Here is a 14,249-nt window from a genome sequence, read left to right as displayed (position 1 = left end):
AGGTGATCAAATTTAAATTTGACCTAATTAGCAAAAAATAAAGGATAAAGAATGAGCGAAGAGCTAGAGATAGAGATGAAATACGGCGAGAAAATTTTGAAAGAATTTGACGTAGAGAGTGACCTTGAGGTCTGGGAAAATAAGCAAACAAGGGACTATGTCATAAAGATCACTCTGCCTGAATTTTGTTGCCTTTGCCCTCGCTCTGGTTATCCTGACTTTGCGACGATATATCTTGAGTACATCCCAAACAAGCTAGTTGTCGAGCTAAAAGCGATAAAGCTTTATATAAATAGCTTTATGAGCCGCAACATCAGTCACGAAGATAGTATAAATGAAATTTACTCTGTTTTAGAAAAAAAACTTGAGCCAAAATTTATGAAGATAGTGGGCGACTTTAACCCACGTGGAAATGTTCATACGGTTATTGAGATCAGCTCCGATCTAGTTGTAAAAAAGCCAGCTGAAGAGAAAGAATACGCTCCAAGAAGTAGGGAGAGAAGCTTTAGCGACAAAGCGCGTGAGAGACGTAGCACAAGCGATCGTGCTAGTAGCAGAGGCAGCAGAGATGATAAATTTAAAAAAGATGACAAGCCAAGAAGAAGCTCAAACAAAGAGGGCTTTAGAAAGATAAGCTATGCCGATGATAAGAAGCCAAAAGTAGTCAAAAAGGATAAATAATGATAAGTGCTAAGCTTATAGAACATATCTTTAAAGCAGCATCTATATCACGTTGGAACGACTATCCAAAGATGACAAATTTAGTCGAGCTTGACAAGCAGGCTCATAAATTTATCATCGCTTATTTCATAGCAAAACAAGAGCAAGACGCCGATATGAACTATATCATTGAGGCTGGAATTTTTGAGTTTTTAAGTAGGGTCGTAGTCACTGACATACGACCAGATGTCTTTCATCACATACAAAAGACAAAAAAAGAGCAAATAAATAGCTGGGTCTTAAGCAACCTAGAGGAGCTGATCTCAGAGATCGAAGATGGCAAATTTTTAGAGAGATTTAAAAACCACTTTAAAAATGATAAAAAGCATGAAAAAGAGCGCCTAATCCTAAAAGCAGCCAGTTATCTTGCCACGAGGTGGGAATTTTCTATTGTCTATCAAACGAGCCAGTTTTTAAGCGACATCGACGAGCTTAAGGCGAAGGTTGAAGAGGAGATGGAGGATTATTATGAGCTAATTGGCGTTAGAAAGATCGCTATGAACCAAAAATTAGCCCGCCTTGTTGATCTAAGCGGTAGGCTAAGGTTTCAAAAGCGCTGGGCACAAACGCCTCGCATCCCTGAAACTGCGGTCTTAGGACATATGCTAGTAGTTGCGATACTTAGTTATTTTTACTCACTCAAAGCAAAAGCTTGCAAAAGACGCCTAGAAAATAACTTCTTTTGCGCACTATTTCACGATCTGCCAGAGAGCCTCACAAGAGATATCATAAGCCCTGTAAAATACGGCGTAAAGGGGCTAAATGAGATCATCAGCGAGTATGAGATGAGGCTTATTGATGAGAGGATTTTGCCATTTGTGCCTGAAAAGATCAAAGATGAGTTTAGCTATATCCTTGGTATCAGAAAAGATGGCGAGAAATTTATAAAAGATGAGTTTGAAAATAGAACATATGAGCGCAAGATCATCTGCCACGAAGGGACTATGGAAAACGTAAATGAGGATAAATTTAACCCGATCGACGGCAAAGCATTAAAATACTGCGACAAACTCTCAGCCTACATCGAAGCTGGAATTTCTATAAGCTACGGCGTCAAGTCAAAAGAGCTAACTGATGGCTTTAATAATATGTATAAATTTTTTAGTGAAAAACCTAAGATTGACGGAGTGGATTTTTTAGAAATTTGCGATGATTTTAATGAACATTTTGGTTTAGAAAGACCCCCTCTCAGATAACTGCGGCACACACTTAATACAAGTGCTCTGCTGTGTTCCCACCCTGAAGCGGTGCTCATAAAAAGCATTGCACAGGTCTAAGAAGGAGCTTCGCAATCATACAGAAACTATACTTAAATTTTGTTTTATAGTTACATTTTTAAAAATTTAGCTTTAAAAGTATATAATCAGCCCAAATTTCATAAAAAGTAGAGTAATGTCTGGAAAGTTTAAACTTCGTTTTTTATCAGCTTTTAGAGATTTTTTTATCTATCATCACAAATCTTTAGAATTTCGTGCCAAAATTTTTGCCGCTATGATCTCTGCTAAATTTGACCCAGACGAAGATGATTTTTTTGTTTTAAATGACATTACAAATGAAATTTATGAAAATGACCAAACCAGAAAAGATTTTTTAATCCAAACTGTTAAAGAGTATGTAGCAAGAGTTAAAAGAAACGATAGGATCACACTTGATGCACTACTTTTAAGCATTGATAAAGACCTAAAAGATCACAAAAGATATGCCAAAAAGATAGATTTTTCTCACCTTCGTCGCTTGATGAGTGGCTGCGAGGAAGAAATTTTAGTTCAGCAAAGAGTTTACGAGTTTTTAATAAACGAAGTCAAACTCTATTCTTAAAATTATCATTGATATTTAAATTTTTAATCATCAACTAGTATAAAAATTATTTCTTCATCTGAATAGCAGTTTGGATCATCTCATCACTTGTTGTGATACTTTTTGCACTAGCCTCATAAGCCTTTTGTGTGACTATAACCTCACTTAGCGCTTGACCAAGATCGACATTACTCATTTCAAGTTTATTTGCAAGAATTTGCGCTCCATAAATGGTCTCACCAGCTTTATTTTTGTAAAAAAATGCTTCACCTGAATTTGGAGTTGCCTCATAGAGATTATCACCTACTTTTGATACGCCCTGTTCATTTTGGAAGTGATATAGAGCTATTTTTGCAACTATAAATGAACGAGAATTGTCAAAATTTGCCATGATATTTCCACGGTCATCGACGCTATATTTTGAGAGATTTCCTTCGGCGTAGCCATCTGCTTTTATGACAAAGTCTTTTTTTGAATTAGCCGAGCTTGTTATGCCATTATAGACATTTGCATCTCCATCGCCAAGAAAATTTAAAGCTACGTTTCCAACGCTTGTTAATGTATTTGTAACAAGCCTGCCGCTACCATCAAAAGTAAGTGTTCCCATAGCTGTATTTTGTACAACACCATTAGCATCAGTTATCGTAGCTGTGGCATTCCATGTAGTTTGATTGCCACCTTGAGGGATTTGCTTTATAAAATTTATAGTTACTAAGCTCTTTGTACCATCGCTGTTATATATCTCTGAGCTTAGTTTTTCTTTATTAGCTACTTCAACTAGTGATGTAACTTCAGCTTTTACATCTAAGCTAGCAAAATTCATAAATTTTAGGCTTTTATTGTTTATATGCCAGCTGCCATCGCTCTCTAGCATAGTTGAAAACTCGCTAATTTTACCATCACCGTCTTTTACTTTTACCACCACGCTATCACCTGCTTTTGCACCAAATCTTGTCTGACTTAGTGGGATTTGCCCATTTAGTGAGATAGTTTTGTTTGTATTATCAAGTGTATAATTAAAATTTGCCGCATCAATGGCTGTTGTTTGTCTATTTGTTATTAGACTTGAGTCTAGGTTACCTTTTAAATTTATATTTTTTGTTTGCTTGGCTGGCATATATAAAAAATGAGGTAAATTTATACCTTTTTGTGAGCCAGTATCGCCTAGTTTTAGATCTTCTTCTTTTGCAGTAAATGCCTGCGTGGTACCTTTTGTTTGACCATATTTTCTAAGAGCATTAGCACTTGGAGTAACTGGAGTAAAACTTGTTAACGTACCAAGAAGCAAGTTGCCTTTATTATCTACTAAATTTCCAGCCCCATCTATATCAAAGCTACCTGTTCTTGTATAGTAGTTTTTGCCATTTTTATCAACGACACCAAAAAAACCTTTACCACCTATGGCTAGGTCGAAGTTATTATCGGTATTTTGAAAACTACCATTTGTCATCTTTAAAGCTGTCGTTTGTTTCGTAGCTCCAAGACCTACTTGATTGTTAGTTGGACCACTTCCAGCGGAAGCCATATGTTGATTGATTAAATTTTTAAACTCAGGGATTGAAGCTTTAAAACCTACGTTGTTGATATTTGAGATATTATTTGCCCAAACATCCATGCCAAAGCTTTGTGTTTTAATGCCACTAATTCCGTTGTAAAAACCTCTCATCATGGCTTTTATCCTTCGTAAAATTCAGATATTTTATCCATTGGGACATATTCACCTGCGATTTTTATCATAGCTTTGCCATCTACAAATTTTACTGCTTCAACCGGATAGCTACCTACTTGAGTCTTGTATGAATTACCATCTTTTCCAGTGTAATTAACAGAAACTGTATATGCGCCGTTTGGTAATTGTTTTCCAGAATCATCTTTACCATCCCAAGATATTCTGCGAACTCCTGATTTTAGATCTTTTATATCAATTAAACGAACGACCTCTCCATTTGCATTTTTAATTTCAAGCTTGCCATTTGCAAGATCTGATTTAAAATAAAGTGCAAAATTCACAGTTTTTTGCTCATCTGTTAGTAAAACTGAGTTTGAACCGGTTGAGACCATTTTTCCAAGAGCTGAGATAGCGTAGGCATTTGCATTTGATTTTAATTGATTTACAAGCTCTTTCATAGCTGAGTTTGTATTTTGTTGCATCTCTAGTGATGCTAGTTGGCTAGTTTGTGTGAGCATCTTTTCAGTATCCATAGGGCTTGTTGGGTCTTGATACTGAAGCTCTGTTAAAAGTAGCTTCATAAATGCGTCTTTATCTAGCTGCGCATTTGGGTTAGTTCCTGTGCCAGCTGCCGCATCTTGCTTTGCTTTTGCCTTTTTCTCGGCGTTTTTTTGTTGTGTTGTTTGTGTAGTTATATCTGAAACTGAAGCCATAATCTCTCCTAAATATATCTTGGTATTACTAGCTCAAGCAAGCTTTGTTCCGCTTGAGCGTTTTCGCTCTCTTCACTTTGATTTGAGCTATATTTGTTCTTTGCTTGTTCTTTTTTATCTTGTCTTTGATTTTGATCTGAGAAATTCATCTCAAGCTCGGTAAATCCCATATTTACAAGGCTATTTTTAAACTCGGCTTGATTTTGCAAAAAAAGATTCATCGTAGCCGTGGTTGAGTTAAAATTTACATGTAAGTTATTGCCGCGATTTACCATCGTGATCTCAACTTCGCCTAAATTTAGTGGATTAAGCGTTATGTTAAAACGAGTGATCGGAGCTTTGTAATTTTGAACCTGCTCTTTTAGCGTAGAAGAGAAGTTACTAAGCGTCTCTTTTATCTCAGCCTTTGTTTGAAGCTGGTGTTTAGCGCTACTAGCGATATCTTTTACCATTTGATTTAGTTCTGATTTATTATCGCTGTTAAATGTCTCTTTGCTCTCTAAATTCTCATTTTTTTGCTGTTCTCTTTCAGGGAAGAGTAGCGACTCAAGAGTTGGAGCTTTTTGCGCCTTTTGCTCGTGTAAATTTACCTTTACTTTTGGCTCGTTTTCTAGCTCTATATCTACTGGCTCATCGTCAAGCTTTACTTCGCTATCATCTAGCTTTTTAGGCTCTTCTTTTACTAAATTTTTAACTTCGCTAGTTGGATTTGCCACTACCTCTTTTAACAAAGTATCAAGCTTTACGACCTCTTTTGGCTCGTTTTTGATGATAGTTTGCTCGACCTCGTTTTTTAGCTCTTTTAGGTAAAAAGGTTTGTCCTCAGTCTTTATCGGCGTGAAAAATTCCTGCTTGCCCAAATTTTTAAACATCTCATTTAGTTTTGGCACATCTTCGTTTGAAATTTCTATATTTTCAAGGCCAAGGTCAAATTTCTTAGCAAGGTCGATAAGATCGCTAACGCTTTTAACGTTGCTAAGCTCTTCGACGTTTTCAGGCACACTTAAGAAATTTGCTATTTTGTCGCTGAAATTTGGAAATTTACTTACTTTTTCATTGCCGTTTAGAATTTCTAAAACTTGCAAAAGCTGCATGAAATTTGCATTTTCATAGAGCTCATTTTTTGTGTTTTCATCCAAATTTTCTTCAAGTGCGGCCGAAATTTTTGCCGCACTTTCGCTTTGAGATTTTTGTAGCGTCTCTTTTTGAGTTGTAACCGTTTTTACTATCTCTTTGACATCTTTTTCAGTGATTTTTTGGCCGCTATTTGCCTTACTCGCAGCTGCATCTAAAACCATCGACAAAAATTCGCCGTTGTTTTGAGATTTCTTAGAAGCAGATGGCTTTTTACCTCCAGCAGGAGCCAGCAAATCTACGTTATTTTTCGCTGTATAAGCTTGCATTTAAACCTTTCAAATTTTTAAACTTAATGCCAAACATGCAAAATCTATTCCAAAAATTAATTTCTTGATATCAGCTTAAAATTTATAAAAATTTGGCTATAATCTGCCCCTATTTTAAAACTGACAAACGAAAAATAGCAAACTAATAAACGGAGAAAAATTTGGAAAAGATACGAAATATAGCCGTTATCGCACACGTCGACCACGGTAAGACAACAATGGTTGATGAGCTTTTGAAGCAGTCAGGAACATTTAACGAGCATCAAAACCTTGGCGAGCGTGTAATGGATAGCAACGACATCGAAAGAGAGCGTGGCATCACGATCCTTTCTAAAAATACCGCCATTCGCTACAAAGATACAAAGATCAACATCATAGACACCCCAGGCCACGCCGACTTTGGTGGCGAGGTAGAGCGTGTTCTTAAGATGGTTGATGGCGTTTTGCTACTTGTTGATGCGCAAGAGGGCGTTATGCCGCAAACTAAATTCGTCGTCAAAAAGGCGCTATCTCTTGGACTTCGCCCAATCGTCGTTGTAAATAAGATAGACAAGCCTGCTGGCGATCCAGACCGCGTTATAAATGAAATTTTTGACCTTTTTGTCGCACTTGATGCAAATGACGAACAGCTAGAATTTCCGGTAGTTTATGCAGCTGCGAAAAATGGCTACGCGAAACTAAAACTAAGTGATGAAAACAAAGATATGCAACCACTTTTTGAGACCATCTTATCTCACGTACCAGCTCCAAGTGGTAGCGATGAGAACCCACTTCAGCTTCAAGTTTTCACGCTTGATTATGATAACTACGTCGGTAAGATCGGTATTGCGAGGATTTTTAACGGCAAGATATCAAAAAACCAAAATGTCATGCTTGCAAAGGCTGATGGCACAAAGACAACTGGTAGAATTTCAAAGTTAATTGGTTTTATGGGTCTTGAAAGAACAGATATTAACGAAGCTGGTACTGGTGACATCGTAGCGATCGCTGGATTTGACGCACTTGATGTTGGTGATAGCGTTGTTGATCCAAACAATCCTCATCCACTCGATCCGCTCCACATCGAAGAGCCAACACTTAGCGTTGTATTTTCTGTAAACGATGGCCCACTAGCAGGTACTGAGGGCAAACACGTTACATCAAATAAGATCGATGAGCGCCTTGCAAACGAGATGAAGACAAATATCGCGATGAAATACGAAAACATCGGCGAGGGCAAATTTAAAGTAAGTGGCCGTGGTGAGCTTCAGATTACTATTTTGGCTGAAAATATGCGCCGCGAGGGCTATGAATTTTTACTTGGCAGACCTGAGGTTATCGTAAAAGAGATAAACGGCGTAAAATGCGAGCCATACGAGCTTTTAGTCATCGACGCACCTGATGATACGACAGGCACTGTCATAGAAAAACTAGGCAAAAGAAAGGCTGAAATGGTCTCTATGAACCCAACAGGTGATGGTCAAACAAGGATCGAGTTTGAGATCCCAGCACGCGGACTTATCGGTTTTAGAAGCCAGTTTCTGACTGATACAAAAGGTGAGGGCGTTATGAACCACAGCTTTTTGGAGTTTAGACCGTTAAGTGGAACAGTGGAGCACAGAACAAATGGCGCGCTAGTTTCGATGGAAAACGGAGTAACGCTTGCTTATTCGCTATTTAACTTGCAAGATCGTGGTGTGCTTTTCCTTGATCCGCAAGCAAAAGTCTATGTGGGCATGATCATTGGCGAGCATAGCCGTCCAAACGACCTTGACGTAAATCCTATCAAGGGCAAAAACCTAACAAACGTGCGTGCTAGCGGTAGTGACGATGCGATCAAGCTTGTCCCACCTAGAAAGCTAAGTCTTGAGCGCGCGCTAGAGTGGATAGAAGATGACGAGCTAGTCGAGGTTACGCCTATAAATATCCGCGTTCGCAAGCGCTATTTAGATCCAACAGAACGCAAAAGAAAAGCAAAACTCTAATTAAAATTTGTCATCTAGCCCCTTTGTAAAGGGGCTAATAATTAAACTCTAAAAACAGCAAATAAATTTATATAAATTTCTCATATTTTTTGCATTATTTATTTAAATTGGCTTTGTTCAAGACGAAATAGAGTCATTCTCTCTCATCTAAAATTTATCAATCCTAAAACTATTTATACTTTAAAATACCATACTTACTTTTCTATTTTTACTTTTAATATAATCAATACAAAAATACTTAGTTTATGCTAGAATCGGCGAAAATTTAAAGGAAACCGATGAAAAAACTAAAATTTATCTTAGCTCTTGCCGCGGCGTTTATTTTTAGCGGTTGCTACGAGACGACGCTACTTACGCGGGTGCCGATCTCCGCGCTTGCTTCGGATAAAGGCGCGGATGTGAAATCCACGATCGTGCTAACGGACGTAACGCCGCAGACGCACGACGAAAAAGTAGTAACGGACAACGTACGGATTTTTGTCCCGGACGCAAAATTTAAGGACTTCCCGACGGGAGAAACCGCCTACGAGATGAGCGTTAGCGCCGGCAAGGGCGAAAAGGGCGGCAAAAACTCGGACAAGCGCGCCGTGCGGATATATCTGGACGAGTACGGCGGCATCTACGGCAAGCTTAGCAAAAACGTACTTGAGCAGTATGCGGGCGCGGCGAAACAGGGTGAAGCGCCGACGCTAAAAGCGGCGATCAAATTTGAAAACAACACGAAGGCCGCCTATGAGCTGGTCGTCGGAAACGACTTTAAGGCTAGCGATGAGGCGCAGACGGGCGGCGTTTATACCTTGACGCCTGGGCAGGTTACGGGGGCGATCTGGGCGGATAGTACGGCGGTACGTGATGCGGTCGCGGGCAAGACGGTCAAAATCGGCACTCTAAGAAAGGCGGCGAAATGAAAAACGTAAAAATAGGCTTTATTGGCGGCGGAAATATGGGCGGCGCAATGATAGAGGCGCTTTGGCGCGCGCAATCTGACGAAGTGGACGCGGGGCGAAGCCCGGCCGAGGATGAGCGGAAATTTGACGGCGGCAGCGAGGCGCAAAGGGCGGAAAATTTAGCGCAAACGGATAAAATTCCAAGCCAGCGCGAATGCGAAAAAAAGACGAAATTTGAAATCCTAGCCTATGCCAGAAGCAAAAACGAAGCTTTGCGGCAGAGATTCGGCGTAAAAATAGCCGCGAGCGAAACGAATCTAGCGCGCGAAGTGGACGCGGTCGTGCTGGCTACTAAGCCCGCTAGCTACGAGGCTATCTTGCGCCTGATCGCGCCCGAGCTTGCGGGCAAAATTTTGCTTCTTTTGGCGCCGAATTTTGACATAAAGCGCGCTAGGCAAATCACGGGCGATGGCGTTTATATCGCTCGCGCGATGCCAAATATCGCAGCTTGCATCGGCGCATCGGCCACGGCTCTTTGCTTTGACGCGGGATTTAGCGAAGCTAAGAAAGAGACCGTGCGCGAAATAATCGCTAAAATCGGTAAAATTTATGAGATAGACGAGGCCGGGTTTGCCGCATTTACGGGCATCGCGGGAAGCTTGCCGGCGTATGCGTGCGCCTTTATCGAGGCTGCGGCCGATGCCGGCGTGCGGGGCGGACTGCCTAGGCAGCTTTGCTACGACGTCGTTGCGGTAGCCGTGGAAGGAACGGCGCGCCTAATCCAAAGCGGCAAGCACCCGGCCGCGCTAAAAGACGAGGTGTGCTCGCCGGTGGGAACCACGATCGAGGGACTTGTCGCGCTTGAAAAAGGCGGATTTCGCGGCGCCTTGATGGATGCCGTCGCCGCTTGCATCGCCAAAGCGCGGGGCTAGGTAAATTTTTAATGGTAAAAATGAAAAATTTATTATTTGCGCTACTTGTAGCGTTAAATTTATTCGCTAGCGAGCCTAGTCTTTCGCCATTGCTAGCCGCAGATACGCTAGAAAAGCTCAAAAAATGCAAAAACCACGACCTAAACGCCACCAAAGAGTGCGTGCAAGCAGGCATGGTAGCGGCTAACTTAAAGCAAGACTACGGCGCGGCGGAGGGGCTATTTAGCCTAGCCTGCGCCAAAGGAGACGGCGAGGGCTGCTTTTATCTGGGCGAACTTTATAAAAACAACCTAGTAAAAGCTGCGGATAAGAGCGAGCGTGAGACTAAGATTAGCGCGTATTACAAGGCTAGCTGCGTCCTTTACGAGTATTTGCCCGGTTGCTTGGCGCTGGCTAATTTCATGCAAGAAGAGCTGGGCGACGAGGTGCAGTCGTTTGCGATAAACAATACCCTATGCAACAAAAAATACGCTCCCGGATGCTACAACGTGGGCTGGATGATAGAGCGAACGGGAGGCGATATAGGCGAGATGATGGAGTATTACGAGCGCTCGTGTAAGCTAGGCTACGTAGGCGGCTGCGAGAGGGCGGCGTGGCTGTATGAGGGAAATTTCAACGAAAACAGATACGAGCAAGTAAAAAAAGACGTGAAAAAGGCAAAGCAAATGCGAAAAAAGGCGTGCGAGCTAGGCGATAAGCAAAGCTGTTAAATTGATAATAAGGCGTTTTGACAAAAAATTTTAAAACGATAAAACTCTAGAAAGTCTTAGCATAGCCAGCAATGTAGAGTAGTAACTTTTAGTATATTTATAAATACTGTAAGAGGTTTACTAATTTATGTTTTTAAGTTTATAAAAACTTTGCCATACTTTTTATAGTAGCTAGTGAAGTAAAGTTAAATTTTTACTTCACTAGACTTAAAAGTAAAATTTTTACAGAGCTTGTGTTTGCTTATACTTTTAATCATTAAGACAATCAATAAAACTCATTGATAAATTTTCTTCTAAATCTTATTTTTAATAAAAATGAATATTAAATTTCTTAAATAAAGCTAAATATAACAATGTAATTTTAAGCCATTAGGTTATAAGATTTTTTTAAATTTTATTTTTAAGGATTGCAACATGAAAATGCTATTTTTAGCCCCTGCTTTAGCATGTAGTCTTGCTTTTAGTGCCGATGTCATCGCAAAAGATGCCAATATAACGCTAGATGGCAAGATGATCGGAAAGATCGAGGTTTTAACACCAGTTGAAGTCGTCGAAAAAGGCGATAAAACGAGCAAGATCAAGGTTAATGGCGTAGTTTCGGCAAACTATTTAGCCCAACTTCAAAGAAGTATAGAAGATCCTGAAGTTTTTGTAGCTTTTAATGACGAGAGCGAGGCAAATTTCAAAAAAGTAAAAGATCTTGAAGATGACTATGGCGAGGTTTGGTACCAAGTTGATGGCGTTTATGAAGTGCCAAATGACACGCTTGGTGGTAACCAAAAAGAGCTTTACGCAAAGGCAAAGAAAATTTACGAAGAGACCTGCTCAGCATGTCACAGGCTGCACGAGCCAAACAGCTTCACAGCTGCTCAGTGGCCAGCAAATTTATCTGGTATGGTCGATGCTAAATTTGTCGCACTAGATGAAACTGACCTAAATTTAGTGCTTAAATACCTACAACACAATGCCAAAAAAGTAAAATAAATTTTCATAAGGGAGAAAATATGAAAAGACGAGATTTTATAAAATTTTCTGCACTTGCTGCCACAGCAGCGCAAGCAAGCAAGATAGAGGGCGTGACAAAGACCATTTTTGACCAAAACAAAACCTTTGGCGCAAATAGATTTGGGCTATTTTGGGCAAATACCAACTCAAACCAAATCGTCTCCGTCGATCCATTTGAGGGCGATAAATTTCCAAATACCATGAACAACAGCTTGCCAGACCTCATCCAAAACGAGAGCCGCGTGCTCTATCCATACGTGAGAAAGAGCTATCTAAAAGCAAAAGGCGCAGCAAAGAGCGAGCTTCGTGGCAAAGAGGAATTTGTGCGTGTTAGCTGGGACATGGCCCTTGATCTAGCAGCAAAAGCCTTAAAAGAAAATTTCGACAAATATGGCCCTGAGAGCATCTACGGCGAGTGCTACTGGTGGGGCGGTAGCGGCAAGATCAGCTGGGGTAGGACTGTTGGTCACAGGATGCTAAAAGTGCTTGGCGGATATGTAGAAGAGAGCGGCGACTACTCAACGGGTGCTGGCCTTGTTATCATGCTTCACGTCCTAGGCAACAGCGCCGTTTATGATGCTCCGACAAAGTGGGAGGCTATCGCTAAAAACGCTAAAAATGTTGTATTTTGGGGCACTGACCCACTTGTAACTGATCAAATTTCATGGCAACCACCAACACATGATGGCTATCTTGGCATCAAAAAGATAAAAGAGGCAGGCATAAAAACTTATAGCGTTTGCGTCTTTAAAAACGACACCACAAGATACCTTGACTCTGAAGCTATCATCGTTCGTCCAAATACCGACGTAGCAATGATGCTTGGCATGTGCCACTATCTATATGAAAACAAGCTTTATGACGAAGAATTTATCAAAAAATACACAGTTGGCTTTAATAAATTTAAAGACTACCTGCTTGGCACAACCGACAAGGTAGTCAAAGATATCAACTGGGCTAGCAAAATTTGCGGAGTAAAAGCTGAGGATATCGCAAAATTTGCAACAGCACTTGCAAAAGAGCCAAGCGTCATCATCGCAGGCAGATCACTTCAAAGACAAGATCACGGCGAGATGAGCTTTTGGGGTATCGTAACACTTAGCGCGATGCTAGGTCAGATAGGCAAAGAGGGACTTGGCTTCGAGTTTAACCTCTACCACTCAAATGGCGCTACAGACAAGATCGCTCCGTCACTAAAAGGCATCAGCACTAGCATAAGCGAGAAATACGACAACGTAGATGGTGCTCCATGGAAGAAATTTAAAAACGTCACCATCCCATCTTCAAGATCGATCGAGGCTTTGCAAAACCCTGGCAAAGAGATAGACTATGACGGCTCAAAGATCAAGCTACCACACATGAGAGTGGCTTACATGGCGTCTGGATCGATGTTTACAAGGCATCAAGACGTAAATAACGCCGTAAAAGCGTGGCGTAAATTTGACACCGTAATAACAGCTGAGCCATTTTGGACAAGCACAGCAAAACTAAGCGACATCGTCTTGCCAGTAGCCCTTGAAGTCGAGAGAAATGACATCAACCAAAGCGTGCCTACAAACGAATACATCGTGGCTTACAAGCCTGTCGTAGAGCCTATGGGCGAGAGCAGGAGCGATTACTGGATCTGCTCACAAATCTGCAAACGCTGGGGCAGAGAAGAGGTCTTTACAGAGGGCAAAGATGAGCTTGGCTGGGCGAAAGAATTTTACGCAGACGCAGCCGAGCAAGCTAAGGGCATAAATGTCAAGATGCCAAGCTTTGATGAGTTTTGGAAAGAGGGATATGTTAGATTTGAGCAAGATGACGAAGCGAGCAGATACTACACAAGGCTTAGTGCTTTTAGAGAAAATCCTCACAAAAACCGCCTAGGCACGCCATCTGGCAAGATAGAGATATACTCTCCAACTATCGCTAAATTTGGCTACAAAGACTTTGCGCCGCACGCTGCTTGGATCGAGCCATTTGAGTGGCTTGGTAGCGAAAAAGCCAAAAAGTATCCATTTAGCGTCACAACCCCACACTCAAGATACCGCCTCCACTCACAGCTAAATAACTCAATAATCAGAAACTACGCTGAAGTATGTGCGCGCGAGCCAATGCTAATAAACGTAAATGACGCCAAAGCAAAAGGCATCGCAACTGGCGACGTGGTGAGAGTATTTAACGACAGGGGCGAAATTCTGGTCGGTGCGCTTGTCACTGACATCATCCCAGAGCACGTCATCGCCATCTGCGAAGGCGCATGGTACGATCCTGAAGTGCTAGGTGAGAAGAGCCTTTGCAAGCATGGCTGCGTCAATGTCCTAACTCGCGACAAAGGTACATCTAGTATCGCTCAAAGCAACTGCGGACACACGATCCTTGCAAATTTGGAAAAATATAAAGGCGAGATCAAGCCGATCACTGCATTTTCTAAACCAAAAATTTTACAATCTTTGTAGAATTTATA

At 41.0% G+C, this 14,249-nt stretch carries 11 protein-coding genes, 1 other RNA gene and 1 pseudogene; 9 read left to right on the top strand and 4 right to left on the bottom strand.

Annotated elements, in window-relative coordinates; all coding sequences use genetic code 11:
* Nucleotides 1-51 precede the first annotated feature (51 nt).
* The gene (queF, locus tag B9N62_RS06620) at nucleotides 52-681 is read left to right on the top strand and encodes a preQ(1) synthase (RefSeq protein ID WP_257640211.1); all 630 of its coding nucleotides are present in this window, start codon (nucleotides 52-54) and stop codon (nucleotides 679-681) included.
* On the top strand, nucleotides 681-1,916 hold the full coding sequence (locus tag B9N62_RS06615; protein WP_087584865.1) for an HD domain-containing protein: 1,236 nt from the start codon (nucleotides 681-683) through the stop codon (nucleotides 1,914-1,916). The genes queF and B9N62_RS06615 overlap by 1 nt, the downstream gene beginning before the upstream one ends.
* On the opposite strand, the gene ffs is transcribed toward B9N62_RS06615, so the two are convergent.
* Nucleotides 1,903-2,000, bottom strand: an RNA gene (gene ffs, locus B9N62_RS06610) — signal recognition particle sRNA small type. The genes B9N62_RS06615 and ffs overlap by 14 nt on opposite strands.
* 112 nt (nucleotides 2,001-2,112) lie before the next feature.
* Between ffs and B9N62_RS06605 the strand changes: the two genes are divergently transcribed.
* Nucleotides 2,113-2,538, top strand: coding sequence for a hypothetical protein (locus B9N62_RS06605; RefSeq protein ID WP_072595304.1), 426 nt, complete (start codon nucleotides 2,113-2,115; stop codon nucleotides 2,536-2,538).
* Nucleotides 2,539-2,584: 46 nt separating this feature from the next.
* Here the strand turns inward: B9N62_RS06605 and B9N62_RS06600 are convergent, their stop codons facing one another.
* The 3 genes and pseudogenes from B9N62_RS06600 to fliK form a co-directional block, all read right to left on the bottom strand.
* Nucleotides 2,585-4,186 (bottom strand): flagellar hook protein FlgE, encoded by a 1,602-nt coding sequence (locus tag B9N62_RS06600; protein ID WP_180382166.1) that lies wholly within the window; start codon nucleotides 4,184-4,186, stop codon nucleotides 2,585-2,587.
* Between the two features lie 5 nt (nucleotides 4,187-4,191).
* Entirely contained in the window at nucleotides 4,192-4,899 is a 708-nt protein-coding gene (locus tag B9N62_RS06595) for a flagellar basal body rod modification protein (protein WP_087584864.1), read from the bottom strand.
* Between the two features lie 8 nt (nucleotides 4,900-4,907).
* Nucleotides 4,908-5,291: pseudogene (fliK, locus tag B9N62_RS11125) on the bottom strand (flagellar hook-length control protein FliK); the annotation flags it as partial.
* Between the two features lie 1,172 nt (nucleotides 5,292-6,463).
* On the opposite strand from fliK, the gene typA reads away from it, so the two are divergent.
* The 6 genes from typA to B9N62_RS06560 all read left to right on the top strand — a co-directional run bounded on the left by typA (nucleotide 6,464) and on the right by B9N62_RS06560 (nucleotide 14,241).
* Nucleotides 6,464-8,266 carry a translational GTPase TypA gene (gene typA, locus B9N62_RS06585; protein WP_087584862.1) on the top strand — a complete coding sequence of 601 codons (1,803 nt, stop codon included), beginning with the start codon at nucleotides 6,464-6,466 and terminating at the stop codon, nucleotides 8,264-8,266.
* Nucleotides 8,267-8,544: 278 nt separating this feature from the next.
* A complete protein-coding gene (locus tag B9N62_RS06580; protein WP_087584861.1) occupies nucleotides 8,545-9,174 on the top strand; it encodes a hypothetical protein in 630 nt (209 codons plus the stop codon).
* The gene (proC, locus tag B9N62_RS06575; protein ID WP_087584860.1) at nucleotides 9,171-10,085 is read left to right on the top strand and encodes a pyrroline-5-carboxylate reductase; all 915 of its coding nucleotides are present in this window, start codon (nucleotides 9,171-9,173) and stop codon (nucleotides 10,083-10,085) included. Before B9N62_RS06580 ends, proC begins: the two co-directional genes overlap by 4 nt.
* A 20-nt stretch (nucleotides 10,086-10,105) precedes the next feature.
* Nucleotides 10,106-10,795 carry a tetratricopeptide repeat protein gene (locus B9N62_RS06570; protein ID WP_141083206.1) on the top strand — a complete coding sequence of 230 codons (690 nt, stop codon included), beginning with the start codon at nucleotides 10,106-10,108 and terminating at the stop codon, nucleotides 10,793-10,795.
* Nucleotides 10,796-11,209: 414 nt separating this feature from the next.
* Nucleotides 11,210-11,779, top strand: coding sequence for a hypothetical protein (locus B9N62_RS06565; RefSeq protein WP_087584858.1), 570 nt, complete (start codon nucleotides 11,210-11,212; stop codon nucleotides 11,777-11,779).
* A 20-nt stretch (nucleotides 11,780-11,799) separates the two neighbouring features.
* Complete coding sequence (locus B9N62_RS06560; RefSeq protein ID WP_087584857.1) at nucleotides 11,800-14,241, top strand: molybdopterin-dependent oxidoreductase; 2,442 nt, start codon at nucleotides 11,800-11,802, stop codon at nucleotides 14,239-14,241.
* The last annotated feature ends 8 nt before the right edge of the window (nucleotides 14,242-14,249 follow it).

It is taken from the genome of Campylobacter concisus, assembly GCF_002165785.1.
GTDB lineage: Bacteria > Campylobacterota > Campylobacteria > Campylobacterales > Campylobacteraceae > Campylobacter_A > Campylobacter_A concisus_W.
This window is presented reverse-complemented; position numbering and strand designations above follow the sequence as displayed.

Excerpts from the sequence above, each read along its gene's own strand:
- queF (WP_257640211.1), top strand. The coding sequence starts at position 52 with ATGAGCGAAGAGCTAGAGATAGAGATGAAATACGGCGAGAAAATTTTG.
- B9N62_RS06615 (WP_087584865.1), top strand. The coding sequence starts at position 681 with ATGATAAGTGCTAAGCTTATAGAACATATCTTTAAAGCAGCATCTATA.
- B9N62_RS06605 (WP_072595304.1), top strand. The coding sequence starts at position 2,113 with ATGTCTGGAAAGTTTAAACTTCGTTTTTTATCAGCTTTTAGAGATTTT.
- B9N62_RS06600 (WP_180382166.1), bottom strand. The coding sequence starts at position 4,186 with ATGATGAGAGGTTTTTACAACGGAATTAGTGGCATTAAAACACAAAGC.
- B9N62_RS06595 (WP_087584864.1), bottom strand. The coding sequence starts at position 4,899 with ATGGCTTCAGTTTCAGATATAACTACACAAACAACACAACAAAAAAAC.
- B9N62_RS06580 (WP_087584861.1), top strand. The coding sequence starts at position 8,545 with ATGAAAAAACTAAAATTTATCTTAGCTCTTGCCGCGGCGTTTATTTTT.
- proC (WP_087584860.1), top strand. The coding sequence starts at position 9,171 with ATGAAAAACGTAAAAATAGGCTTTATTGGCGGCGGAAATATGGGCGGC.
- B9N62_RS06570 (WP_141083206.1), top strand. The coding sequence starts at position 10,106 with ATGAAAAATTTATTATTTGCGCTACTTGTAGCGTTAAATTTATTCGCT.
- B9N62_RS06565 (WP_087584858.1), top strand. The coding sequence starts at position 11,210 with ATGAAAATGCTATTTTTAGCCCCTGCTTTAGCATGTAGTCTTGCTTTT.
- B9N62_RS06560 (WP_087584857.1), top strand. The coding sequence starts at position 11,800 with ATGAAAAGACGAGATTTTATAAAATTTTCTGCACTTGCTGCCACAGCA.